Source organism: Endozoicomonas sp. (genome assembly GCF_051008435.1).
Taxonomy (GTDB): domain Bacteria; phylum Pseudomonadota; class Gammaproteobacteria; order Pseudomonadales; family Endozoicomonadaceae; genus Endozoicomonas_A.
Genome location: NZ_JBPCXO010000484.1, coordinates 1 through 26,644, shown reverse-complemented (window position 1 = coordinate 26,644; position 26,644 = coordinate 1). Strand labels below are relative to the sequence as shown.

General features: G+C 46.7%; 21 protein-coding genes. 4 read left to right on the top strand and 17 right to left on the bottom strand.

The features are described 5' to 3' along the window. Complete coding sequence (gene tssE / locus ACR2PX_RS23850; protein WP_434001849.1) at positions 1-480, bottom strand: type VI secretion system baseplate subunit TssE; 480 nt, start codon at positions 478-480, stop codon at positions 1-3. A 101-nt stretch (positions 481-581) separates the two neighbouring features. On the opposite strand from tssE, the gene ACR2PX_RS23845 reads away from it, so the two are divergent. After that, positions 582-965: a hypothetical protein gene (locus ACR2PX_RS23845; RefSeq protein ID WP_434001848.1), complete on the top strand. Its 384-nt coding sequence runs from the start codon at positions 582-584 to the stop codon at positions 963-965. A gap of 18 nt (positions 966-983) precedes the next feature. On the opposite strand, the gene ACR2PX_RS23840 is transcribed toward ACR2PX_RS23845, so the two are convergent. From ACR2PX_RS23840 to tagH, 16 genes are all read right to left on the bottom strand, one after another. After that, positions 984-1,646 carry a hypothetical protein gene (locus ACR2PX_RS23840; protein ID WP_434001847.1) on the bottom strand — a complete coding sequence of 221 codons (663 nt, stop codon included), beginning with the start codon at positions 1,644-1,646 and terminating at the stop codon, positions 984-986. 215 nt (positions 1,647-1,861) lie between these two features. Beyond that, entirely contained in the window at positions 1,862-3,403 is a 1,542-nt protein-coding gene (gene tssC / locus ACR2PX_RS23835) for a type VI secretion system contractile sheath large subunit (protein WP_434001846.1), read from the bottom strand. A 121-nt stretch (positions 3,404-3,524) separates the two neighbouring features. Further along, positions 3,525-5,018, bottom strand: a complete 1,494-nt coding sequence (gene tssC / locus ACR2PX_RS23830) for a type VI secretion system contractile sheath large subunit (RefSeq protein WP_434001845.1) — start codon at positions 5,016-5,018, stop codon at positions 3,525-3,527. Beyond that, positions 5,018-5,536 (bottom strand): type VI secretion system contractile sheath small subunit, encoded by a 519-nt coding sequence (gene tssB, locus ACR2PX_RS23825; protein ID WP_434001844.1) that lies wholly within the window; start codon positions 5,534-5,536, stop codon positions 5,018-5,020. The genes tssC (ACR2PX_RS23830) and tssB overlap by 1 nt, the downstream gene beginning before the upstream one ends. Before the next feature lie 48 nt (positions 5,537-5,584). Beyond that, complete coding sequence (locus ACR2PX_RS23820; protein ID WP_434001843.1) at positions 5,585-5,863, bottom strand: hypothetical protein; 279 nt, start codon at positions 5,861-5,863, stop codon at positions 5,585-5,587. 12 nt (positions 5,864-5,875) lie between these two features. Then, the gene (locus ACR2PX_RS23815) at positions 5,876-6,250 is read right to left on the bottom strand and encodes a type II toxin-antitoxin system YafO family toxin (RefSeq protein WP_434001842.1); all 375 of its coding nucleotides are present in this window, start codon (positions 6,248-6,250) and stop codon (positions 5,876-5,878) included. A 40-nt stretch (positions 6,251-6,290) separates the two neighbouring features. Beyond that, positions 6,291-6,446, bottom strand: a complete 156-nt coding sequence (locus tag ACR2PX_RS23810) for a hypothetical protein (protein WP_434001841.1) — start codon at positions 6,444-6,446, stop codon at positions 6,291-6,293. 46 nt (positions 6,447-6,492) lie between these two features. Further along, positions 6,493-7,797, bottom strand: coding sequence for a type VI secretion system protein TssA (tssA, locus tag ACR2PX_RS23805; RefSeq protein ID WP_434001840.1), 1,305 nt, complete (start codon positions 7,795-7,797; stop codon positions 6,493-6,495). 169 nt (positions 7,798-7,966) lie between these two features. Beyond that, the gene (tagF, locus tag ACR2PX_RS23800; protein ID WP_434001839.1) at positions 7,967-8,689 is read right to left on the bottom strand and encodes a type VI secretion system-associated protein TagF; all 723 of its coding nucleotides are present in this window, start codon (positions 8,687-8,689) and stop codon (positions 7,967-7,969) included. Continuing rightward, positions 8,689-12,228: a type VI secretion system membrane subunit TssM gene (gene tssM, locus ACR2PX_RS23795; protein WP_434001838.1), complete on the bottom strand. Its 3,540-nt coding sequence runs from the start codon at positions 12,226-12,228 to the stop codon at positions 8,689-8,691. Before tssM ends, tagF begins: the two co-directional genes overlap by 1 nt. Positions 12,229-12,296: 68 nt before the next feature. Continuing rightward, positions 12,297-13,472: a lipase family protein gene (locus tag ACR2PX_RS23790; protein WP_434001837.1), complete on the bottom strand. Its 1,176-nt coding sequence runs from the start codon at positions 13,470-13,472 to the stop codon at positions 12,297-12,299. After that, positions 13,469-13,957 carry a DUF6795 domain-containing protein gene (locus ACR2PX_RS23785; protein ID WP_434001836.1) on the bottom strand — a complete coding sequence of 163 codons (489 nt, stop codon included), beginning with the start codon at positions 13,955-13,957 and terminating at the stop codon, positions 13,469-13,471. Before ACR2PX_RS23785 ends, ACR2PX_RS23790 begins: the two co-directional genes overlap by 4 nt. A 66-nt stretch (positions 13,958-14,023) precedes the next feature. Beyond that, positions 14,024-14,857, bottom strand: a complete 834-nt coding sequence (gene icmH / locus ACR2PX_RS23780) for a type IVB secretion system protein IcmH/DotU (RefSeq protein WP_434001835.1) — start codon at positions 14,855-14,857, stop codon at positions 14,024-14,026. Between the two features lie 112 nt (positions 14,858-14,969). Then, a complete protein-coding gene (gene tssK, locus ACR2PX_RS23775; RefSeq protein ID WP_434001834.1) occupies positions 14,970-16,304 on the bottom strand; it encodes a type VI secretion system baseplate subunit TssK in 1,335 nt (444 codons plus the stop codon). 150 nt (positions 16,305-16,454) lie between these two features. Then, positions 16,455-16,928, bottom strand: coding sequence for a type VI secretion system lipoprotein TssJ (gene tssJ / locus ACR2PX_RS23770; RefSeq protein ID WP_434001833.1), 474 nt, complete (start codon positions 16,926-16,928; stop codon positions 16,455-16,457). A gap of 56 nt (positions 16,929-16,984) precedes the next feature. Beyond that, positions 16,985-18,628, bottom strand: a complete 1,644-nt coding sequence (tagH, locus tag ACR2PX_RS23765) for a type VI secretion system-associated FHA domain protein TagH (RefSeq protein ID WP_434001832.1) — start codon at positions 18,626-18,628, stop codon at positions 16,985-16,987. A gap of 740 nt (positions 18,629-19,368) precedes the next feature. Between tagH and ACR2PX_RS23760 the strand changes: the two genes are divergently transcribed. The 3 genes from ACR2PX_RS23760 to ACR2PX_RS23750 all read left to right on the top strand — a co-directional run. After that, complete coding sequence (locus tag ACR2PX_RS23760; RefSeq protein WP_434001831.1) at positions 19,369-21,930, top strand: protein kinase domain-containing protein; 2,562 nt, start codon at positions 19,369-19,371, stop codon at positions 21,928-21,930. Positions 21,931-22,090: 160 nt separating this feature from the next. Next, positions 22,091-24,049, top strand: coding sequence for a ShlB/FhaC/HecB family hemolysin secretion/activation protein (locus ACR2PX_RS23755; RefSeq protein WP_434001830.1), 1,959 nt, complete (start codon positions 22,091-22,093; stop codon positions 24,047-24,049). Positions 24,050-24,114: 65 nt separating this feature from the next. Beyond that, the coding region (locus ACR2PX_RS23750; RefSeq protein ID WP_434001829.1) for a filamentous hemagglutinin N-terminal domain-containing protein at positions 24,115-26,644 on the top strand (2,530 nt) is incomplete at its 3' end.

Genomic DNA, 26,644 nt, shown 5'->3' with positions numbered 1-26,644 from the left:
TTACTGCATTTCAAGAATGTCGATGGTCTGGTTAACCGGATCCAGTGCAGAATCAAAAATCAACAGTTCCTGGGCCGCTGTGGCATGCAGAACGGCTTCCATACGGAAACGGACTGTTGGATCTTCGGGATCAATAGTACTTTTGCTTTCTACTTTGACTGAACGAATACGGGGCTCATAGTGAAGAATGGTTCTTTCGACCTGTCGGCAAAACTGATTGAGCGCTTCGGAAGAATTCAGATTGATGGTGGACAGGTCGGGCAGGCCATAGTTAGGCAGACCTTTTCTGACTTCTGTCAGCTCGGTCGGTGGAGAAATGACGCAATAACGAGTGTTCAGCAGGTTTTCGAGATCTCTGCGAACACTTTCCCGTAACTGACGCAGCTCGAGAAAGTTTTGCCTTGACCGGTCACTGGATGGTTCCAGTAATCGGTCCAGTACCGGTGCCATGAGCTTTTTATCGTTATTATGGGTATACATCGTTAGTTATTATTCATGTTGGTTGTACTTTCCTGAATGCATGCATATTTTTTTTTGTGCTACGCTGATCTACTCATAATTACAGATACAGGTATTGTTCTATGGCTGTTAAGGCTGAGTCTTATGCCAATGGAGAGTTGGATCATATCAGGGATACCCTTACGGGACTGGTGAGATTTGCCAGTAATACTCGTGCTGAAATGATCAAAAGATTTGACAAACAGGATCAGATGTTTGAGTGCCAGCAAAAGACTTTGGACAGCCAGCAAAAGACTTTGGAGCATCATGGGGAACTCCTGGAACGGCATGGGGCGCTTTTGGAACAGCATGGGAAACTCCTGATACAGCATGGGAAATGGATTTGCCAGATTTCTAATGATCTTGACCAATTCAAACATGAGACTCGTGAACGTTTTTCAGGCATTGAAAATACTTTGGATAAACACGGTGAGGCTCTTGAGCTGATACTGGCTAAGTTATCCTGAGAATGTCGATTCATGCTTTTAATTGGAAATCACGAAATAAAGTGGCTCACCCTGATCCAGTACTAGAGGTACAGGGTTTCTGCTTTGAGCATTCAAAGAAATCTGTTTTGGGGCTAGGTACATAAAAGCCCAGTCCGGCATATTTTTACTAACGGATTTCAAAATTTCAAATTGTGTAAAGTCGTCCTTCGCAGCTCCAATAAAGCTGAACCTGGTAAAGTTATGACCATAACTACTGAAATAGTAGCTTTGATAATTTCCTGGGTTTACAAAGCTTGGAGCTACTCCTTTTTCTTGCCCCCATACAGCAACGGTTACGCCACATAAATCCTTATGGCTCTTGGCACTCTTTTCGAGAACGCAACCTTTTAAAGGGTTGTAAAAAACATAAGTAACAATCTTTTTCTTCCCGTCAGAGAATTTGACAAAAGTATACCCCTCAGCTTTCAGACCAAGCTCGAAAGCAGTTTCCAGTTCATTGAAAAAAGCTTGTTCAGGATCTTTGCCCTTCACGGAATTTTCAGGCATCCAGCCAAAAATACTGTTTCTGGCAGCAGCATCTTCAGGAGCTAGAACAGTGGCTAACAGGTTGAGTCCGGCAGTATCAAGACCGTTTAGGCCAGGTAGCGGTGCTCCAAACCCTGATAGTGCAAATCCCAGGTCAGCTACATCACTTTTCATCAGGGTATTCACTGTATCCTGAGGCAGCTTGGTATCTTTCAAGGTAGAGCCAATACCAGCGGCATTCATGAGGTTGAGGGCATGAGATTTATCAGGGCTGTAAGTTGCCGCTTTCTGGGTGGATGCACAACCTGTGAGAGTGAGGGACAGGAAGGTTAAAATGATTTTTCCAAAAATTTTCGTATTCATGGCTTTTATTTCTGGTCTGTTATTATTCAGTGATTATTTAAAGAGGCCAACTCTGTAGTCAGGCGTAATTCTGAAACCAGGTGATCTGCGCTGTAATGGGGGCGCAGATAAATAGTACTGTGATAGGCTCCGGCACTGCCAGGTTGCTCTCGGACTTCTACCCTGGCTTCACGCAGAGGATAACGGGCCAGCATCTCCCATTTCAGGTCTTCACGGCCAGTACAATATTTATTGAGCCACTCTTGCAGATAACGCTCACATTCTTTAGCAGTAATGAATTGACCTACTTTCTCACGAATCATGATTTTGATGTAGTGGGCAAAGCGAGAAGCGGATAAAACCTGTTGCAACATTCCGCTGATTCGGTCATTTGATGTTGCTGATTTACTCTTATATTTTTTGGACAGATGCAGAGAAGGGCAGCTGTGGAAGGCCGCATAGGGCGTATCATGACAGTGGCTCAATGCTATCAGACCCAGGTCGGATAATTCACGTTCGATGGTATCCGTGATCAAGACTGGCGTGAGTATTTTGTGGGCGGTGCCCTGACTATCGGTGCTGTAATCCTGAGACTGATAGCAAGTGACCAGTCCGCCACCCAGATAGTCTCTTGGAACGCCCTTGATGTGTGCAAACCAGCCAACATCGCCAAACTCTCTTAAAAGATTGCAACCAAAGGCGTAACAGGCATTGGCCCAGAGATAGCCCGATAATCCTTTTTCCCGGGAATTTTCTTTAAAATTCAGAGAGTCCTGTCTGGGTAGAGTGATGGTTTTATCCCAGGGTTCCCGACAAAGCACTTCTGGCAGAGTGATGGCCAGAAAACGACTGTCTTCACTCTGTCGCAGGGATTGCCAGCGAATGTATTCCTGTTGTTGGAACAGATTGGAAATATTCAGGGGCATGCCCAGTTCGTCAAAGCTATCAAGTCCAAACAGCTCAGGGGCTGCACCACAGACGAAGGGAGCAAAAGACGCTGCAGCAACCTGGGAAAGGCCCTGTAACGTTGTGATATCGTCGTAGGGATGTCCGGGGTATGAACGATGAGCAACCTGATAATCACCCAGAAGGATGCCGTAAGGCTCACCGCCGGCCATACCGAACTCTTCATTGTAAATCAGACGAAACAGGGTGGTTTGAGTGATATCGGGTGCTCTCTCAATATCCTTGCTGACTTCACGCCAACTGATATCGAGCAGGCGCACCCGGGTCATACGGGACTGGCCGGATTGATCAACTAAGGTCCATAGACCACGCCAGCTGCTCTCCAGCTGCTGAAAGCGGGGATGATGAAGAATGGCATTCAGCAGGTCATTAATTTTTTCGTCGATAGCTGCAATCTGACAGCTGATGAAGTCTTGCAGCTGGCCATTTTGGTATTGACTCGATCCAGAGCTGAGCTCAGTCAGCCAGATAAACAGAGCGCGGTTTGCATCCGGCTCCTGCAGAAATCGTTTCAGTGAGTCCGTTCTCGTCTGTCTGGCTTTAATACGCTCTGATACTGACGGCGGCTCAGTCTGCTTTTGTTTTTTTGGTTGTATTGCCGATGTAGCCTGATCTTCAGACACAATTGCTTCCTGATAAAAACGGCGGATTGTAGATGTCGGTTTATCGTTGGTGTTTAGAAGTTAAAAACCATTCCCGCTAAGCGGGAATGGTGGAGTTGATAGACAGTCGTATAACGGTGTCTTAACCAGGAGAAGGAATGTTGGCAACCATTCTTAAAGAGGTGGTCAGCTCTTCCATTTGCAACCATGGACGCATATAGGCGACTGCACTGTATGATCCGGGAGCACCTGGGTTCTCTTTAACTTCTACACGGGCTTCAGCCAGCGGGTAACGGGCTTTCATTTCAGGAGAAGCGTCCGGATTGCCGTTAGTGTACTGGGCAATCCACTGGTTCAACCAGCGTTCTACATCCTTGGCTTCCATGAAGGAACCGATCTTGTCACGACCCATAACTTTCAGGTAGTGGGCGATACGGCCGGTTGCCATGATGTAGGGCAGGCGGGCAGAGATAGAAGCATTTGCAGTAGCGTCAGGGTTATCAAATACCTTGGGCTTCTGGGTGGTCTGGGCACCAAAGAATACTGAGTAGTCGGTATTCTTGTAGTGACACAGAGGCAGGAAGCCCTGGCCGCTGAGCTCTGCTTCACGACGATCGGTAATACCGATTTCGGTAGGACACTTCTGATCGGTGTCGCCGTCGTCGCTCTTAAAGACGTGGCTGGGCAAGCCTTCTACCTTACCACCACCTTCAGCACCACGAATGGCAGTACACCAGCCGTTTTCCGCAAAAGATTGGGTCAGGGTGGTGCCCATCACGTAGGCCGCATTCATCCAGGTGTACTGATCGTGCTCAACATCTGTGGCCATGCCACTTTCATCTTGAGGGAACTCTTCATAATTGAAGGCCTCAACCGTCTTGGAGTTGGCTCCGTAGGGCAGACGGGAAAGAACTCTGGGCATGACCAGATTCACAAACCGGGAGTCTTCGCTGTCACGGAAACTGCGCCACTTGATGTATTCCTGAGATTCAAAAATCTTGGCGAGATCTCTGGGCTTGGACAGTTCGGTATAGTCATCAAAACCAAACATTTCTGAACCTGCTGCAGAAACGAATGGGCAGAATCCCGCAGCGGCCACATTGGACATATTGGTCAGCAGATCAATATCTTCCGGGTGGCTGGTGAACTCATAGTCACCAATGATGCAGGCATAAGGTTCACCACCGGCGATACCAAACTCTTCTTCGTAAATTTTCTTGAAGGTCTGACTCTGGTCAAATTCCACAGCCTTGTCCAGGTCCTTGAAGAGTTCACGTTTGCTGACGTTCAGCATGCGCAGCTTCAGGTTTGCACTGGTTTCACTGTTCATGATCAGATGATTCAGACCACGCCAGGAACCTTCCAGCTTCTGGAACTTTTTAGTATGCATGATGGCGGCCAGCTGTTTGGAGATGGCTGCATCAATGGCATCAACTGCAGAGTTGATGGTTTTGGTCAGGTTTCGATCCCAGCTTACGGTACCGTCCAGAACCTGCTTGGTGAGGTTCTCAAGAAGGTCTTTGGCATCATCCCGCTCAGTTTGCTTGGTGGCACCAATGGCCTGTTCCAGCAGACTGAGGGAATCTTCCTGGGCTTCGGCTGCTTCTAATACGGCTTCATCAGTTTCTGTGCTCATCAGGCATCTCCCTCGTCCTTGCCACCCATTCCCAGTTCCTCTGAGATTTTGGTGATTTCATCAGTATTTTTGAGTATGTTTTCCAGAATTTCTTCCAGGTCTTCAGAGCGGTCCGCTTTACTCATCAGGTCTCTGAGTTTGCTGCGGGCAGCCATGAGTTCTTTCAGGGGCCCAATCTGTTGAACCAGCTTTTCAGGATCAAAGTCATCCATGGAGTTGAAATCAAGATCAACGGCCATTTCACTGTCATCATCTGCCAGTGTGTTGGGGACTTTCAGATTCAGTTTGGGGTTAACTTTCCCCATAACCTGATTGAAGTTATCGCGATCGATCTGGACAAACTTCCGTTCCTTCATGGCTTTCTTGCCTTCGGTGTTATCGCCGGAGTAATCCCCCATAACACCTGCTACAAAAGGCAGTTCCTTAACCACTTCAGCGCCGTTGGTTTCAACGTCATAGGTAATGTGGACGCGGGGCTTGCGAACCCGCTTAAGTTTGTCGTGGATGCTGTCAGACATGTCGTTCTCCCTGTTTCTTTTTATTTGCTTGTATATAGGATGGTTCAGTTAGACCTCTTCCCATAAATCTGAATCACCCACTTCACTTCGTGGTGCTCGTAAAGGTGGAGTTGATTCGCCTGGCCATTTGATGGACAGTTGCTTCTTAAAGGATTGAATATCTATGTGAGCAATAACATATTCATCCTCTATACCATGCCAAGAACCGTCTTTCCACTCAATAAAGTCAAAAGTACCGGCATTTTGACCGAACTGAACAGCAACAAAATATAAGCCTTCCAGCTCTGGCTGAAAGGTATTCCAGGCGAAAGCTATTTCTTCTTTCATGACTAGAACCTCTCAAAATTTTTCTCTAAAACGCTCGGCGATTTCTGCAAGATCAAGTAAATACATCGGTTTTGACTTGTATGTTTCGTGAGCATTTTCAATAAAGCCTAAAAGTAAAAAATAGTTCTTATGGATAAAGCCCTCAGTGTAAATCAGTGCTGTATCACTGGTACGATTATACATGATCGACTTGAGATTCCATCTTTTGGAAGTAGAGTCTTTAATGTGTATATGTTGCAAACCTGCATCTCTAACAGAGACAGGGAAGTCGTATGTAGTATCTCTTCCAAATGTTGGGTGAGGTTTGCCCGACTGCTTATAGGCTTTAAAACGTTGTATTAACAACTGAAGCTTTTCAGCCGGGCAGCACTCTTTAACGGGCAGCACTCTTTAAAATGTGCACTAACGAATACTTTGGTATCCATGATCAAACCATTTCTATAAACTCTACAACTTTGCGTTTGTCGGTTTTAATTTTATTTTCAAGATCTTTAGCGGATTTTTTGAGATCATTTATGGTGAATTCTTCTGATGATGTACGGGTGTATTTTTGTTGTTTTTTAATAATTACAGTTTTTTTCATCTTCTCGATCCTTGAATATTGAGATTACATAGAGGCAAAGTACCTATTACCAGCCTTCTTGCTTTTGTTGCTCTTTCTTCTCTTCTTCGTTGGGCCCCCAGTTACCACTGGCAGCTTGGTTAGAGAGCGTTTCATCTTCAATATCTTGCAGACTGCTACTGGAAGCGACGGGGGCAGGAGGAGCAACATAAGTGTTAGTGGACGTTCCATCCATGGCGACACCGGTCAGTTGACTGAATAGTCCTCTGGAGTTCTCTTCTGGCATGAGCTCCATCATGAGTTCGGCAACGGTCATGCGTCCCCAGCGCACGAGGCGATCAATACCATCGGGCAGGGGAGATTGAGGCTCATAGAGACGGAAATAATCGGAAATTTTCTTGAGTTGATCCAGAGCCTGTTCCCGGTTGGTAATTTCACCTCCAGCGACAAATGAATGCTGTACTGTGACAGAGTGACCGGAAACCTGTTCTACAGAAACGCCACTGTCTGTCTCAGACTCACTGCTTTCAACCGTTTGTTGCGACTCAGCCTGAGCTTGTGCTCTGGCAAGAATTTCCTGACAGAGAAAGCGCACTGTTCTGAGCACTTCATCCAGCAGGCTGGTGATCTGGCTGCTGGGCGGAGCATCATAGCCACACAGTTCACTCAGCTTTTCAGTGAGCAGTTTGAATTCTTCGTTACAGGTTTCAATATCATCAACCAGATCAAGATAGAACTGGTCAGCGGTTGTAGAAACGGTTCTTTCAACCTCTTCCAGGGTCAAGCCAATCTCTTCGTAACGGTCAGCCCTTTTTTCTTCTTCAGCAATCTTGCTGGCATCATAAACCTGTTGATACTTGAAGAAGCTGAAGGCGTCCATGCTGGAATCTTCACTGATGGCGCAGTTGCGAATGGGAGCAAGCAATGTGCCTTCGTTGCCATCACCATTCAAACCGGTAATGGCAGCTACCTTGGTTTCGATGCCGTCTTCGTCAGGCTCTGGATAGAGATCATCCCAGAAATTATCAATCAGTCTTCGTAAAACAATCAGGCTGTCTCTGAGCCCATTGAATCCGTGCAGTCTCACTGCAGCCTCAATCATCCAGCAAGCAACTTCAATATCCTTGCTTTTCTGACTCAGGATTTCCTTACCTTTATTGAGCACAGGATGCCATTCTGCCAGAGCTTCTGCTCGCGAATCGGCATCAAAAAGTCCACCACGTTCAGTAGCCCTGGCGGCATTACGGGCATCTTTTATGGTGTAGTAATCTGACGTAGGAGAACGATCTTCACGAATGTCTTCTCCCTGGGGCTGATCATCCGAAATCGGTTCCAGCAGACTGTCAATATCTATGATTTGTGGCGATGCCATTTCAATTCAATCCCTTGCGTCTTGATAAACGATTATGGGGTTAATCAATCAATGATTCTTTTTACCGTGAAAAATATTTTGCCTGGCCATTTTTCATGTTTGAGGGTGTCACAAAATATTTTTCTTCGCTCATGGCTGTTTATAACGGTTGCCAGGATTCGCTTCGTTTTCATAAAGAAGCGCTCCATCCCAGAGTCTGCCATTGGCCATTGAGCATAGCCGTATATTTTCTGGGGTCTGGAAGTCCCTTGGTCTGCAGTAGCATCGGTGGCATGCAGCTGGAACCGGTGCAGGACCAGAGAGTATAACTGTCATCCTGCTGGCTCATCTGGGCGTCCAGTAATGTTGCCCAGGGCGCGGTACTGCTCATGGAAACTGCTTGTCCCTGTACCAGCGTGTGTCTGCCAATGGGCTCTGCTGTCTGATGCAATGCTGAAGCAGAGTCGTTTAATTGCTCAGACAGTGCATCCGCATTCAAACCCTCCTGTAAAGCCTGCATGGCAGAGGATTCCCAGAAAGTGAACAGGTCGGTATTTTCAGCCAGAAAACTCGCAGGTCGTTCAAACGACAACAAGGGCATGGCAATCGTTAAAGGAAAGTACCGGCCCACTGAATCAACGCTTGGCACCAGAATACCAGCCCACCCACGACCATCAATCACCCCTTCGGACTGTACAAATCGCCAGATGGGACTGGTAAGATAGGTTGTTAACCAGTCATCACCCAGCACTTCTCTGCTGCCTGCAAAAGCTTGTTGCAACCACTGATCCCATAGTTTGATAAACGTCACAGACAAACCGCGGTCAACAAAATCCCCGTGTGCGGGAAGCTTGCCGTAAATACCGGGCAGTCTGAGCTGTGTATTGGATTCAGTTGCGTCAAGTATCTCCATTACAGACTTCCCCTCAGCTGATAACTGCGGAGCAGTTTCGGGTTGAACGGGTTAGAGCTGCTGTCGGCAATCAGCTTGAAACTCGCTTTACGACCCTGCTCATTAAACGTCAGGTTATACTCGCGAGGATCAGCTGTACCCACCATCTCGGATTTATCCAGCAGTCTGAACAGTGCCCAGTCGCCTTCATACTGCTTACGGTTAACGGTCTCGTTGAGGTCTTCAAAGACAATGCGTGCCCGATTATTTTCACTGGCATCCCAGGTGAATTTCTTAACGATTCTGGGCCCATGAGAGTAACGAATACGTTGTTCACCCAGTTCCATGGAAAAAATCCTGACATCGGAGTCCATCTTGGTGGGTTGCAGACGGAAGTTAACCGCAGGCTCACCACTGGAATGGTAAAAAGAACGGCGTATTTTGTTGGCAGTAATAAACTGTCTCAAAGACTGGCTTGAAATCGACAGACCACGGCCGTCCAGTTTACGGGTCTTCCAGTTCCGTGTGTTGATGAAGGCTTTCAGGTACTCATTAAAGAACTGCTGCTCTATACCATTTGGCTTGAAGAACCGGTTGAAGTCCTGCATGGGGGCTTCACGATCATTATTGGATGTCATGGGGTAGCGATCGTAAAGACTCTTGCGGTAAGGGTTGAATACCTGTTCTTTCCAGGCTTTGTTGAGATAACGACGACTGTCACTCAATAGCAATTGCCAGCTGGAATCTGCCATTTCATTCAACCAGCTTTTAACCGGCTCTGGCGATTGAGAAGCCTTGATACGAACGCGTTTAATGACATCATTGCCACTGCTGGCAAAGCGTGCGCGGGTGACTTTAAAGGCATGTTCTTCAGGATCGGGTGAGAGGTTGATCTCATTCAGGTAATCATGAAGCTCACGAACCAGTGTTAATGTTTCCTGTAGTGCAGGGGACTGAACGTTACGGGTTTTCACGAGTCCCTGAATATCCCTGAACTGCAAATCGACAACGGTCGGCTTTTGCTTTCGAGCCAGCATTTCCTGGGCTTTACCGGCACCGGGAACCGCATTTGCCGCAGCTGAAGGCAAGGCTATAGGACGGGTCAGTTCGGTGTTATCTGCCAGCACTTCAAGCACGTTTTGCAGCGGTGAATACACTGGGTCAGACAAGACTTTCAGAGTAGCTGTAGCGTCCGAGATACTCTTGAAGGGAGCAATATGAAACTTACGGACAAACGCCTGCCAGTTCTGACTGTATTCGGTCAGGTAAATCTGTTGGATCTGGCCTGAGATTTTTTCCTTATCCGCTTTGCTGAAGTCGTCCCCTTCGGTCTGGCCATAAAGCCAACGATTCTGGTCCAGGTCAGAGAGCAGTCTGGATTCGGCATCGTACTCCGCATTTTCATAGGCGTTACGAGTAAAGATGGCTGGCATTGCAAAGGCTTTACTCTCCGAGTTAAGGCCAAAGATCTTTTGGGTATCGCCACCGATAACGCTATATAAGTCCACTTGTCCCTTTAGCTCATCGGTACCCTTTAACTGACCGTAAAGACGCTGAGCAATGGGTATGCTCTTGATCTGCTGACGGGCCTGGGCAATCACCCTGGCATTGCCTTGCGATGCAGGAATATCAAGCGTTAATAATCGGCTCAGGTGTTCTTTCAGGTGCTGTTGTTTGCTGGCTTCTCCCGGCAAAGTATCTTCCCAATGTGACAGAGCCCATTGAGTGATTTGCTCGGGATTGCGTTTCTCAGGCGTGATCAGCATCAGGTAGATGCGAAGCAGCTCAAGTACTCTTGTTTGATTCTTAGGGGTATTGTCATAGCCGCCGTATCGGAGTTGATTTTCAAGATCCTGTAACAGGGCAGGGTAATAGACACTTAACAGCTTTTCGTCGTATAGGTTATTGGCTGTTGTATCGACATTTCCGTCATAAAGGCCCAGGCTGTTGAGCCACGGATGATCATCCTGATCATAGACTTTGCTGGCATTCAACAAGGCATCCATGGCTGGAAGGGCTTCAACGGGGCTTTTGAACACTGTCTTTTCGCTATAGGCATCTTGTTCGGTTACGGCTTTCTCAAAAGACAAAACGTTTTCTGAAACATCACCGATCAATTGTTTATTTTTGGTGACACTGCCTGTCCATACCACACCCGCGCCGGCCAGTACGACAGCCATGCTGGCAATACAGGTTCTGCGAATCCAGCGAAGGCTGGTTTCAAACTGTCGATTAACGCCAACCAGTTCGGATTCCGGGAAAATAATGTCATTCAGCAAACGGCTGATGAAAAAACTTTTACCGGTATTCATCTGTTGTCTGCCCACGGAGCGTGGCAGATCAAAGCTGGCACTGATGGACGCCGTCATCCGGTCAATCGGGGTTCCTTCCTGAGTACCGCTGGTGAAATAGAAGCCTCGTAAAAGCGGAGTAGTACTGAAATTATTCGAGCTGAATGTCTGCTGCAGGAAGTCTCTGATATTACCTTGCAGACTACTCATGCGGGATGGGAAACCCTGAAGCAGTGAGCGACGTTCTAAATCCCGTTCCTGATGAACCAGTCTCAGAACCCGTTCATTCAGTCGATTCAGAAGGGCCTGGAATTCGTTGTCAAAACCTGCCAGAGCCGCTGCACTGTCCTTACCCTCACCGAACTCAAACGTTGTGCCCCAAACCTGTTCGCGTTCATTCGCAGTCAGGTTGGCAAAAAACTCACTGAATCCGGCAATCAGATCAGCTTTGGTGAAAGTGAGATAGACCGGAAATTGTACGCCAAATTTTTCATGAAGTTCGTCCAGTCGGGCACGAATGACTTTCGCGTGCTGGCTGCGTTGCTCTTGTGTCTGAACCATCAGATCCTGAAGACTGATAGCGATTATGGCGCCATTGATGGGACGACGACGACGGTATTTTTTCAGCAGATCCAGAAAACCGGTCCAGGCTGCATTGTCGACCACTCTGTGACTGTCCTGAGTGGTGTAACGGCCGGAGGTATCAATAAGAACGGCATTATTGGTGAACCACCAGTCGCAATGACGGGTACCACCGACACCGCCCAGCGCTCCCTTGCCATGACTGTCTGCCAGAGGAAACTGCAGTCCAGAATTGACCAGTGCGGTTGTTTTACCGGAACCAGGAGGACCGATAATGACGTACCAGGGAAGCTGATACAGAGACTTGCCCCGGCCAGCGACTTTGAAGTTGGACTGCTTCAGAACGGAGACAGCTTCATGAAAGCGTGAGTTCAGAACCTCGAGCTCTTCACGGGTGCGAGTGTCTTCGTTATTTTTCTGACTTTCTTCTTCAGCCTGGGCCTGTTGAATACCATCAAGCAGTTGATTGTTCTGGCTGCGCTCTTTGAGTAATACAAACATGCGCCAGATCACCCAGATGAAAACAGTGCTGAGGATAATGATCAGACGGGTGCTATAACTGATAGCTGTGTTGTCGGCGCCAAACTTAACATAGTCGGCACCCAACCAGATGGTCAGGGCGAAGGCGCACAACCCGATAATGCCTATAACCCAAGGATTTCCCAGAAACGCTAATACCCGTCTCATCTTGTACCTCGATTCCATTCTGTGCAAAGGCTGCTATGCAGCTTTTATATTGTTGGAATTATTGATTTTTATAAGGCTCGACCATCAGCCAGAACTTGGCTGAGGGTGTTTTTGGCCATTTGATTGACTTTGTCGGATAGCTGCTCAAGCAGATACCGGATCAGTGATTTGCCAGGTTTTTCAGTATTCAAGTGCTGATGCATACCCAGAAATTCTGAGATTTTACGCATTAAATGCACGACCCAGGCAGACAGGTTCTCTTCAAGGGTAACCCCTCGGCTAAGTACCCAGGCCAGGCGATCCATAATGGTTGAGCTGGTAGATAGAAACATCTGATAGCTGCCGCCAACTGATGAAAGACATTTGTTGACCACAAAAGCCAGTGCATGTTGAAACCATTGCACGGCTGTTAACGTGCATCCCAGAAGTGTTTTGTCAGACAGCCATTGCCTGATATCAAACTCAGTGGGCTGCCGCTCTCTCAGAGCATAAATCGTTTTCCAGTTTTTTCTGTCGACCGACTGAATATAATGATCCATGGAATGCCATTCAGCGCCAGGGAAGAAGCCGGGAGAAGGCAGAAAATAATCTTTACCGGAACTGGGTGTATGCTCAAAAGGCCAAATCGGTATACAAGGGACAATATCGGTTTTATGCCAGACCCGGAAAATATTCTCACTGCCCAGTCGTTGGGTTGTTTTACGGGTAAAGTCCGGCAATCCAATCCTTGGGCTACCGAACGTGTACAGTTTGGGCTGAATGCCTTTTTCAACGTTCAACCATTCAGATGCAATGGTAGCCAGTGCGCCGCCCAGGCTATGCCCAATACAGTGTACCTGTGAGCCATTGGACAGTTGACCGGTAAACTCCCTGAGTTGGGGCAGCATGGATCGAAAGGCTTTCATAAATCCTTCATGGACCGGATTGCCAGCTATGGAAGGGTCAATCAGTATATTCAGGTTACTGAGCCAGTCAGCCAGGTATTTTGTACCACGAAAGACAATAAAGGTATGGCCTTCCAGCTGCTTTTTCCCTTCCAGTACAAAGCCAAAAGCGGTTCTGACCTTTAGAAATCCTGGGCCGCCGGTTTTGCCTTTGAGGAGCTTAGACTCGGTGAAGATTAAGTCGCCTTGAAAGCTATTATTTAATAGTTCAATAGCTAACTCTATAGTACGAGCGCTGGTTAATTGATAAATTTCTTGTGCTATCTTGGCTGCTGCTTGAGGTGAAATTTCTCCACTCATTGGCCTGCTTCCTTGCTACTCTCGTCTTCTATTTGGTCATCAAAATAAATTCCATCTGAAAACAATGGCTCATCTTCTTCCACATCCCACAGACACTTGGTAATAAATGAAACACCAGCAACTCTAATGATTCGTTTTGCATCGGATAACTCACAAGTTACAATTAAGGGTTTTCCTCTTGACTCGGAGTTTTCTTCTTTACTCCTTTTTGCTGCATCCCAGATTTCATGCTCAGAACCATTTACTTCAATTTTCATTGACTGCCATACCACAAATTCTTGTGGCAAGTACTTGGCGATGGACCGGACGAACAGGGCGGGCATTTCAAAATGACCGCTTTCATCGGTAACTGTCTGATCAGAAAAGGTTTTCTCATATCTCGTTTCTCGAATAATTTTGGCTCCAACCACCGGCTCACCATTATTCAGGATTACTCCAGATATTCTCGAAAAAGTGCACATTTTCCCAACATCAAAAATCGACATAGCCACACCTGAAGAAGATAAAGCCCATAACACAATGCCCAGCCAGCATGATCTTTTCCACACTTTTTATTCAACCTTGGGTTCTGTGCTTTCAATCGGCATTAATTGCTGCATCATCTCAATGGCTGGCTCGTTGCCCTGAAACAGCCAGACAGAAAATCCGGCGTAAGTCATGACCAACAGCGCCATAGTGCAGGCAGCAAACACCCATAACGGAATGTAATGCATCAAACCCGTTGCCTTACGACCTTTGCCTTCCCAGCGGGGGGAAAGGTCATTTTCGACATAACCACGGTGGTTCTGGATGGTGTTGTAAAGATTGTCCCGGATGGTTTCCAGTTGGGCATGGCCGTTGGGTGCCAGTCGAAACTTGCCTTCAAAACCCAGACTGAGACAAAGATAAAAGAGTTCTAGCGCATCGAGATTCTGATTGGCGGTTTCCTGAAGTCTTTGCAGAATCAGAAAACATTTCTCTCCACCAAAGGTTTCTTTATGGAAGATGCTCAACAGGGAACGCTGGCTCCAGCCGGACTGTGCTCCCCATGGCGTGTTCATAACCGTTTCGTCCAGTACCGTACACAGCAGATACCGGGCGGCCAATACGGTTTCCTGGGAACCCCCCTGTGCCCGGATCTCCTGATCAAACTTCTGCAGCTCCCGGGTTATTCGCTGGTGAAGCTGCGGAGCATTATTAAAGTCAGTGGTCGTGCGCAGTTTGATGACCAGTGTCAGCAAAGTGGAGGCGGCACGAACCAAAGGGTTGAGCCCGGATTGCACTTGAATGGCCTCTTGCACCATGCCCAGGTCAGGAGCAGGAGAAGCTTGTGCTGCAGCGGCAGGTGCCTGGGCAGGTTGTTGCATACTGCCTGGTGTAGGAATTATTACCGTACGATCTGTCATGATTCATTCCATTTTTTACCGGGAAAAATATTTTTTTTGCCATTGATCCTATTCGAAGAAGACGCAAAATATTTTTCTTCGCTCATGGCTGTTTATTCCGGTTCAGGAAGGGTCAGTCCCTGACGGCCCAGAGTTCCAGTTCCAATTGTGGGAATTCAGCCCCCAGATGCACGGCAAAACCACCTGAGTTCTGCATGGCATTCCAGGCTTTTCCGGTTCGCTCCAGTTCGAAATAGGCAAATCCGGCGTGATAAGGAATCTGTCGGGGTGCCACTGGCATAGGTCTGACCATAATGCCAGGCATCGAGGCACTGATCAGTTCCCGGATCACTTCTACCGGTGCCACTTTGGCCTGGGCCGGGAAGTTATTTCTTAATTGCTCTGAAGGCATATCCGCCTTGACGGCAAGATAGAAACTGGCACTGGAAATCAAGCTGCGATCTTTGATGGGGGATACAAAAATACCAAACTTGTGTTTGGTCAGTTCCATGGCAATAGCGGTTTGTTCCAATACCTGGCTTAGTGACTGTCTCAGGCTGGTAAATAACGCGCCAAACAATTCCCCCAGTGACTCCTGGGAATAATTGGGGAACCGATCGGCACGTTTTGCTGAATGAGTGAACGTTGCCAGCTCGCCAGCCAGCTGTAACAACTCTTTATAGAATTCAAACGGATGCAGTTGTTCCTGCCGGGAGAGCTGAATAATTAATGGCTCGTAGCGATTAATGACCTGTAGCAGTAAATAGTCAGCAATTTCGGCGGAACCAGAGCGACCACTGTCGGCTAACCGGTGGCCAAGGGCATCGCCACGCTGTTTCAGCAGACCCAGGAGTTCTTCAAAATAACCACTGGTGATGGGTGAAAGCTGGCAGTCCAGTAGAGGAGGCACGTAACTGTTGTCCAGTTTAACCGGTTGGTCTGGTTGCCTCTCCAGAATCCGGGTGAGACCGATGCAGGCAAAGCCGTTTCGATCTTCAGATTCCAGCTTCAGGTGCAGGGTCATGTGACCAATCTCAACAGCTGCCTGTTCTGCCGATTCAGAGGCATTGTCACGGACTTCTGAACTTTCACTAAAGAATCGTATTTGAGAAGAGTCGTCTGTCTGTCGGGTGCTTTGTCTGTTACCAGGCGTTCGCAGGGGCAGGCAGAGATACACCACCTCATGACGGGTATTAACAGGGACATCCAGAATAGCAGGCGTTTTTTCTGTGGCAGGCAATGAGAAAGGAGTGCCGTCTGAGAACACGCCTTCCGCATCAATAATAGAAATCTTTCCCAGTTTCAGGAGCTCTATATCGATCCTGAGTTTGTTCAGACCCCAAAAGTAAGCTCCGCAGGCACGGGTACGGTGTTCAATGTACTGTTCAAAGTACCTTTCCTGCTGCTGGAAATGCTGTGGCCGAAGAAACATGCCTTCAGACCAGATGACCTTGTTATTGTTGGACATTGATCAAGAATCCTTGCTCTGAGTACTGCGCAGTAATTGGCCTTTTGGCTTTTTTACTATGAAAATGCCGCTATATCGGGCTTGTATTCATTTTCATGGTTAGCGGCATTTTCGGCTCATGGCTGTTTGAATGCTAAGTGGCTACGCTCATTATTTTTGTGAAAGTCCTTTCTCACTGGCAACCAGGCTGAAGTCATTGCTGTAATGGGCACTAACCGGTAAGACCAGCATGGTTCTGGTCTCATCATAACGTGAATACTCGGCGAGTATGCCCAGGTAGCGAATGTCGGGGGTTAACTCAAAAGTCTCCAGACGATTTTCACCCGGTGCCAGCTCTTTTAATTGCACAGTACCCAACAGATCTTTTCCCAGTCGATCTTCTGCCTGTTCATAGAGGGTCAGAAAATCTTCTCGTTCAAACTGGCGGGCATCCGTCAATTTGAAAATACGTATTACCAATGGTGAAGGGCGACCGTCGGCATCCAGATTGACATCGCTGGCCGCTTGCAGGTTCAGTTCTGCGCTGGTATCAAAATTCAGTACTTCACGACTGGTGCTGCAGCCTGTTACAAGCAGCACAAGCATGAACGAGGTTAATAACGTTATGGTTCTTGTAAACATCATCTCAAACTCCATTTTCAAACGATTAAGTAGAGGTTTCCAGAGAGCCTGGAATCAGCTCACGGCTGCATGCCTCGTACTGACTTCAATTCAGCCAGTTTCTTTTCATAGGCTTCAGCAAACACTTCGCCAAACAGCCGGTTGTAGGTAGCTTCCGGGTCAGATTGCAGGTCTGAATACCACTTCTGAAACGTTTCCCAGTTTTTGGCCTTACGATTCATTGAAAGACCTTTGCCATTCATACGCTCGAACAGAGTCGACAGCTTATCGGGAGTAAACTGTGCGAGCATGGCGTCATAAGCTGTACGCATGCCGACAAGAACAGCAATCTGGTGATCTGAAATGTTGTCAAAACTGTCTTTTATTGCCAATGATGGAGACATAAAGGCATTGCTGTTACGTCCAAACATCATATTCAGTGCGTCTTCAACCGTTGCTGAAAACTTCAAAGGATTGTTGTCCTGACTCTCAATCATGGTGCGCTCAACTCTGAGCTCATTTTTGACAGTGCTTCTGGCCCTGAGCAGATCCATCAATCGGCTGGCCGTTTCCCGGATTAACAAAGCAGCTTCCTGATCGATTCGTTCTAGGTCGCTTTGCGTTTTAACCTCTATACCCAGCTGATTCGCCAATTGTTGACTGCTGCTGGCTGAAGGCTGTTGTTGCGCAGGCTGGCTCACGGGTGTCTGAACAGGATCTACCTGCGCAACAGCTTGGATCTGTGCAGGCTGAGGTGGAATAGGTTGAGGCTGGGGCTCTGCAGGTTCGGCCAGAAATTGATCAAAAAGGGCATTCTCCTGAGGAGGAGGCACTTGAGGGGTTGGAGGTACTACAGCAGATTGTGGGCTTGCTGGTTCAGGTTCAGAAAGTAACTGATCAAGGCTCAAGTCATTCATGGTAACAGACTGAGGCGAAGGCTCAGGTGTTTTGACCTGTGCAGCCGGTCTGGGGGTTTGAATAGACTGTTGTATGGCGGGTGCATGATCTGGCTGAGCGCTTTCCTGCCACCAGTCATTACTTTGTCCGGAATCTGCAGATGCCCAAGGATCGCTGCTGGCAGGTTGACCAGAAATAGCCGCCAGGGGGTCGACTGAAACCTCGGATGAGGTACCAAAAAAATCATCAGCAGTTGAGGAACTGGTCGCCAAAGGGTCCAGTGATTGAGGCTGGATGTCGGCGCTACCCATGGATGGATCTACCGATCCCCAGGTGTTCTGTTGAGCCTGATTGGGTTGTGGCGCGTCGAGCCACTGATCGAATGCTGGAGACTCCTGGGCAGGTGCAGCAGGCATGTCAGCCATAGATCCGATCGTTGTTTTATCGGAGGTATCCAGAAAATCGACACTCTCCAAACCTTCAGGAAGGTCTTTGCGTTTGACTTTCAGTACGGCTTTGAGTTGATAGAGCCCCATACTGACAACGTCGCCATCGTTCAGTTGAATTTGCTGTCCCTTGCCTATGGCGTTATCAGCACCATTCAGGAATGTGCCATTAGTACTTTCATCTTTCAGGAAGTAACTGCTCTCCTGAAAGACTATCTGGGCATGAGTCGACGAGACGATACGTTCTATATCAGGAAGCACCCAGTTATTGGAGTCTGAGCGACCGATGCTGCCTCCTGCCATAGAGAAGGTTTTGGTATGGCCGGTCATGTTGGTTTCTGCCGGGCTGTCAATCACCTTGAATACAAGATTTTCTGCCATACTTGGCCCACTCTTATCTACTGTAAAAATGCAGCTGTGTCTGGTTTATAGCCATACTAATTCTCCGGGGTGAGCTGCGTTCCCGCTCATGGCTGTTCATCCTGAAAAACCTTTTATAACCCAGAGTGTGATCCCTGTAGTATTGAAAAGATTATTTCTTATTGTGTGTTGTGCCTGGCCAGTCTTGTTTTCATACAGGCCAATATAAAGTGCATGGTATCGCTTATTATCTTGTCATCATGGCTTGATAGCATGATGACCTTGTTAACAGCCTGATTGTTGTTTTTTCCGCTAAACAAGATGTCAGAAGTCTGATTGAGAAACCATTGTTCTTTTGTTAAAACGTCATCTTGTTTTGATCGTTAATAAGCTGTTCAAGCATGCAGGATGATATTAGCCCACTCATGACTGGCTTGGCTAGGGTCTTGTTGTAAGATATTTCTGCAATTAATTGATCCGATTGATAAAAATGATTAACTGATGAAGAATATAGAGCTCACCATTTTGGTGCGCTTAGTTCAAATGGATTAGATTTTTTATCAGCTGAATTCTGTAATGAAAAATCTTTCGAAAAATACCTATAGATGCTTGTTTGATCAGGCAATAAAAATTAGTATCAGTTCACAGGTTTTCAGCTAAATGGAAAAGTCTTTTCAAGACTGTAGCTATAGAATAACAAGCTCTAACCTGAGAGCTTCTTTGCATAGAAGCAAGTACACAGCAGAAGTACAGGGAATGATATGAGCGCTGATGATAAGACAAGAATCGTCACTGATCCGAGTAACTCTTCATTTAACAAGCCAGATACTGAATCAACCAGTCCTTCTGATGATGCAACCGTTCTAACCAATCAGACGGGTCAGCAGAGTGATTGGGAGGCCGATCAGGATAGAACACTTGTAGCAGGTCAGCCACCGGTTGCTCCATCAGCACCTGCAGCGCATGAGCCACCTCCACAAAAAAAATCATTAATTAAAAATCGTTTTGAACTCAAAAAAATGTTGGGTTCAGGTGGTATGGGAGCGGTTTATCAGGCCGTTGACCTTAGAAAGGTGGAGGCCAAGGATCGTGACCCTTACGTTGCGGTCAAGTTATTGAACGATGACTTCAAGCGTCACCCTGATGCGTTTATCTCTCTGCAAAGAGAGTCCAGAAAGTCTCAGAATCTTGCTCACCCCAATATTGCAACGGTTTATGATTTTGACCGGGATGGTGACATGGTTTTCATGACCATGGAATTTATGGACGGGGCGCCTCTGGATGAAGTTATTCGTCAGTGCGCGGGCGTCGGTCTGGATCAGGATGAAGCTTACAATGTCTTCAAAGATATTTCTGAAGCATTAGCTTATGCGCATTCTCAGGGCATTATTCACTCGGACTTTAAGCCCGGTAATATCTTTTTTACCAAACACAAGACTGCCAAAGTGTTTGATTTTGGTATTGCTCGCGCTGTTTCATCTTCTGGTATCAGCAGTGGTTCAGGTGATGATAAGACTGTTTTTGATGCGGGTAGCCTCAGTGCATTAACACCGACTTATGCCAGTTATGAAATGTTGAAGGGGGAAGAACCTTCACCCAGTGATGATGTTTATGCTCTGGCTTGTGTGACTTATGAATTATTTGCGGGTAAGCATCCTTATGATAAAACGCCTGCTGATAAAGCTTTTGAGAAAAAACTGAAACCAGAACGCATTAAACGTTTAAACAAGCGTCAATGGAAAGCGCTGGAGAAAGCGTTGCAGCTGAAGGGTGATCAGCGAACCCAGACAGTCGATGCTTTTAAGACAGCTTTCTTTAGTAAATCAAAGTTACCTTATTATCTGAGTGGCGGAACTATTGCTGCATCTGTTATTGCAGGATTGGTTTATCAGCAAACGCACCTGGTGGATGAAACTCAACTTCGTGAAACGCTTCAGGAAGAAATGCAGGAAGAAATGCAGGTCAATATTCGTGCGAACGTTGAACTGGAGATGAAACAGAGGGTATCCCTTGAAAACTTGGATGAGGCTTTATCTGAACCCTTGACTGAGCATTGGAGTGATAGAGTCCACACTCTGATTGGTGAGTATATGGCGTTGGCTCCTGAAGATACAGATAGTATTGTTGAGGCCAGACAGAAAGCCATGTCTGTTTATCTGGATGCAGCGTCCCAGGCCCGTGCCAGTGGCAAGCTTTCAGAAGCTAAAAATCTGCTGGATCAAGCCGGGCTGTGGCAAAACGAATCGGACTTGTTAAAGCAAGAAGCGTCCTTGTTGGCAAACGCTGAAGAAGCATTGTTGAAAAGACAGGAAGAGCAGCGTCTGGAAGCTCAGGCTGAATCAGAAAGACTCGCTGAAGCGAGAAAGCAGGAGCAGCTTCGATTAGAGAAAGAACGCAAAGCCAGAGAACAGCGTTTAGCCAGGGATGCCCGTCAGCGAAAAGTGAATGCAGCGGTTGCAGCGGTTAAAGACTCACTTTCATGCAGTGCCCGTATTGATGTTAAAGGTGAATTAACATCAAAAATCAATGCGTTACAGGCAGTAAGTAAAGCTCGTTATAGCAAGGAAGAGAGTGGTTTTGTCAACAGCTTGGGTGGGTGTATCAAAACGGTTGCACGACACAGCCCTGCTTCAGCCAGAAGGATCAAAGCAGACTCCGTTGCATTGTTTCCAAAATCAGGCTCTTTGTCGTCTATTTCTATTGATATGTGTGCCCATTTACGACCTGGGTCGGGCAGTAAGGGACGGCGTCATTTCTGTCAGGATTACCTGAATGGTGGGGGTAAAAGTCCAGTACTGATCGTTGCCAAAGGGGATAGTAAGAAGCTGGCTGTGAGTCGCTATGAAGTTACCGTGGGTGATTTTAATAACTATTGCAAAAAAACCGGTCAGTGTTCACCGTTGTCTGGTGATACCGGAATGCCAGCCAGTAATATCAGCATTGCTCAGGCTAAGGCTTATACCCAGTGGTTAAGTCAGCAGTCAGGGTATAACTACCGAATTCCTACCATCAATGAATGGATGAGCGTGTCCAATGCCGAAAGAAACGGTGCTGATCCTGATCGAAATTGTTTTATCAAGTTCGGTTCATTGCAGAAAGGAACCACTTTGGTCAAAGCCAGTACAGGTAAGCCTAACGACAATGGATTAATCAATTATGTCGGTAATGTTCAGGAATGGGCGTTTGATGGAGGCGGCCAGTTAATGGCACTGGGCGGGAGTCGTAAAGACCCTTTAAAGCGCTGTCTGGTGACCAGTCGTGTGAATCATTCCGGTCAGCCTGATGATGTGACAGGATTTCGGATTGTAAGAAGTTTGAATTAAATCACCTATGTGAAGTAGGCATTTATATAGGAAACAGGTTAAAAAGCAGTCATGGATTGTCAGCGCCATCCTACCTAAAACAAAAAGGTGGCCAGATAGCAGGGGATTTGTTATCCAAGACCAGGGTAGCGCTACAGAACAATAAAAAAGGATTGAAGCAGTGAACGGAAATGCCCGGCAGTACCACCGTAATGGAGAAAATAAAAGAGGTCGCTTGATGCGGCCTTTTGTGCTCGCCCCTCTGTTTGCCCAAATGTTGGCGGTAAGTGCGGTGGCCAGTCAGGTTCCTGAAGCACCTGATATAAATCCGAGAGACATCAATAAAGAATTTGAAGAGCGTAAAAGTGATCTGCCGGATGAAGCCGACGGCTCGTTTGCAGAAGAGGATGAATACGGTAATGAACCCCACATTACTGTAAATAGCTTTGCTTTCAAGAATCTTCCGGAGTATCCGGAAGCGGGTATAACCCGCGAAGTAATAGAAAAACTGGCAGAAGATCTGCGTCAGGATTTCATGAGAGTAGAAGACACCCTCAACAGTGGCTTTTTAAAGCAGGATCTTGAGCAACTGGGAGAGTTTCTTAAACAGAAACGTGAGCAGGGTTCTGATGATCTCACGATCGGCGATCTCAATGAATTGAATGCTTTGCTGCGTAAACAACGCTCCCAAAGAGGCCTGACTTATACCGATATTGTTGCTGTTACGGAAGAGATAACACGTTTTTATCGTGAACGTGGTTTGTTTCTGGCAAAAGTATTTATTCCCCCACAAGACGTTCAACAGGGCATCGTTCAACTTGATATTGTTGCCGGTACTCTAGGTAAAGTGGTCGTAGAGGGTAATAATAAGTACGACAGTGAACAGCTTGCTCAACCCTTTGAAGACCAGGTGGGTGATCTGGTTAATAATGAAAAAGTTGAAGAAAGTATTTATCTGCTGAATGATCTTCCCGGCTTGAATGTCTATGGCTTCTTTGAAAAAGGAGACAATCTCGGGGAGTCGAATCTTAACCTGCAAGTCCGGGATGAGAAAAAGTGGCAGTTAACAGTCCGCGCGGATAATCACGGTCCTGAATTTACCGGTGAAAACAGGCTCTTTGTCCAAGGTGACTGGATGAATCCAACCGGGATTGGTGATCAACTGTCACTCGGCACACTGAAATCCTTTAATCCGGATAATGCCGATCTCTATCAACTTCGTTACAGTCTTCCTGTCTATGATTCGCGGACACGTCTGGAGTTCTTTTATGAACAGAATGATTACGACGTAACTTCTGAAGATGAACAAACCATTAACATTCTGGGGATTTCAGGCAGTAACACCACATACAGTTTGACAGCCATGCACCAATTTAAAAGGTCCAGGGCGGAAAACATTGCTGCGGGTGTAAGATTGAGTGATAAACAATCTGATCGAAATTCTGTCGTACAAAACTTCCTGGATGAAGGTGATAAAGCGCAGGCAGTCGAGTTTATTCTTGAAGGCGATTTACTGAGTACCCGCTTTAAAACATTGAATATGGGACGTTTGGCCGTTCAATACGGTCGATTCAAGAATGACGTCGCTGAAGAACGTGGCGATGATTATTACAAACTGGCTTTTGACAGCAACTCTCTGTTCTTTATTCCTTTACCGATGACAGACAGCGAGTCTCGCTTGATTTTTAAAACCAAGCTCCGTTACGGCGACACCTCCCTGCCTGCATTTGAACAATTTTCACTGGGTGGCTCCAGTGGCGTTCGCGCCTATTCCCCCAGCGAATTTTCTGCAGATAAGGGCGTATACCTGAGTGCTGAAATGTATTTTGATGTACCAGAACGTCTCGACTTTGATGTTTATGGTGGCTATCGCCTGAGTGACGTTGTTCAGTACGCCATTATTGCAGACGCTGCATATGGTAGTGAAAACGCTTATAGATCGAATGATGTAGACGAGCAACCCACTGATCCCTGGGCTCACCTGGCCGGTATCGGGTTGTTAATGAGGCTGAACTGGATGGATAAGTTTGCTTCTACATTAACGTTCTCAAAACCAGTTTCTGATAAATCAAGCACGGGCTCTGTCGGCAATGATGCGGACTGGCAGTTGCTGGCTGACTTTACCTATTACCTGAATTAAGAATTGATTTCCGTGGCTGTAGCGACGCTTCCTGACAGCCCCACAGGATACGCAAGGAAAGCAATATGACCAATACAATAAATGGACAGAAAGATCACGGAACTCGCAAGTCGTTCCTGCTGAAACCCCTTTCTTACTCTTTTGCTCTTCACCGCAGAGCGCTGGCTGGCAGTGCTCTGGCCCTCTCATTTCTGGGATCAGAAATGGTGCTGGCTGCTCCACAAGGTGGTGTGGTTGTCGGTGGTGATGGATCCATCAGTGTTGATGGCAAAATCACCAATGTTGATCAGGCTTCAGACCTTCTGGCCATTGACTGGGAAACATTCAATGTCGACGCGGATGAGATGGTGAGGTTTATCCAGTCATCCTCTTCAGACATGGTTCTGAACCGCATTCTTGATGAAAATCCCAGTGCCATATTCGGAACCATTGATGCCAAGGGACATGTACTTCTCGTCAATCCCAGGGGGCTGTTATTTACGGAAACGTCTCAGATTAATGTCAACAGCCTGGTCGCTTCAGGCCTTGATATCAAAACGGAAGACTTCATGAATGGCAATTACATTTTTGAAGGAAAGGCAGGGACTGAAGGCTACGTCATTAACAAAGGTTCAATTTCTGCAGTCAGTGGTGCCGTTTTACAGGGTAAGAGTGTCCATAATACAGGGTTGGTCTCAGGTGGTCTGGTTGCTTTGGCGGCAGGTAATGAAGCCGTTGTCACCTTTGATGCGGATCAACTGATCGGGGTTAAGGTCACTAAAGAAGTTCTTGAAAAGAAACTGGGCATTGATGACGCTGTACTCAATGAAGGAACGCTGAAAGGCGGTGAAGTCTTATTAACGGCGGATGTCGCAAAAGGTCTTTTTGATAATGCTGTTAACAATACCGGTATTATCGAAGCCAAGGGAATCAGCACAGAAGGTGGTGTGGTTCGTTTGGGTGGTTTTGGTGCTCAGGTTGCACATACCGGCAAGATAGATGTGTCAGGAGAAGGTGCTGGTAGTAAAGGCGGCAAGGTTCAGATAGAAGGTGACACAATCAACCTGACTGGCAATGCCAGTATTGTTGCGACCGGTGAGAATGGTGGGGGCACTGTTCTTATCGGTGGAGATTATCAGGGTAAAAACGCCGATGTTTATAACGCTAAAAATGTCACCGTAGCTGAAAATGTCACCATAGATGCCAGTGCAACAGAAAATGGCGACGGCGGAAAAGTCATTGTCTGGTCAGATGATACTGCTGAATTTAAAGGAAAGATCACTGCCCGTGGTGGTAAGAATGGTGGTGATGGTGGTTTTGTTGAGACTTCTGGTAAGAAACTTCTGAAAGTTACTGGTACTGTGGATGCAGGGGCTGATCAGGGTGAGAATGGTAGCTGGTTGCTGGATCCAGAAAACATTGCTGTAGTTAATGGTGTTGCGGAAGCTAATGATAATATTAGTGTTGATGATTCAGATCCTGGTAATGGTGATAGCTATGTTTTGATTAGTTCTCTGCAGAGCTCCCTAGATGATGGATCAGATATTACTATTCAGGCAAATTCAAATGATCCTGCTAAAGGTAATATTAGTGTTTTGTCTGATATTACTTATAACAACAGCGCTAGAGATGAACCGACTCTTCAACTTATTGCTGATAACAATATCCTTATTTCTGCGAAAATATATTCATCGAATGATTATGACTTTAACGTTACGTTAGATGCTCAGAACACAGTCTATATTGATCCCGACGGAGAAATTGATACTAGTGGTGGCACTCTAAATATTACTACTCATAATTTTATCAATAGTGGAAAAATTAATTTAACTGGGTTTGTTGGTGATTGGGCTTGGACCTCTACAGAAACAGCCGGTATAGCAAATATTACTGTTGGTAGAAATGGGGGGGACAGCAAGAATAAACTTGGAGATATTACTGGTGCATCAGCTGTCAATGTAACGGCAAGTGGTGTCGATACATTTGTTCAGACTTCTGATAAAAATCTTTCACTAACTGGGTCAGTTGATAAGCCTCTAAGCTTGGGTGGCATTGAGCTCTCTAACGTCGAAGAGGTAGTCGTTGGTGATGTAACCGTCGCTGATTCTGGAGATACTATCAATGTTATCGAAGCAGATGGTGTAACTGAGGTAAATAATGTTGTTCTAACCAAGGGTACACTGAACGGTTCCGATCAAGCAGATGCTTTTACTCTGGGTTCTGATGGTGATGGTGTTTTTGTAACTACCCCAAGTATTAAGTTTCGAGGTCTGAGTTCCATTGCCGGTGGTGATGGCACCGATACATTTACTGATAACCCAAATAGTACCAGCGCTTGGAGTGTGTCAGCTCAAACGCTTTCTAATGGCTCTATCACATTGTCACAAGTAGAAGAGTTAACTACAGCTGGTGACATTACCGATACCGATGATACGGGCTGGTCGGTGACCGATGCCAATGTCATTACTTCAGCGACGCAGGGTATCACTGTGTCCGGTACCAAGAAGCTGAATACAGCCGGTGCCCTCACAGACACCCAGGGCAGTGCCTGGAGCATTGAAGATCCGAATCTGATCAAGTCAACGACACTGGACCTGACGGTCTCGGGTACAACCC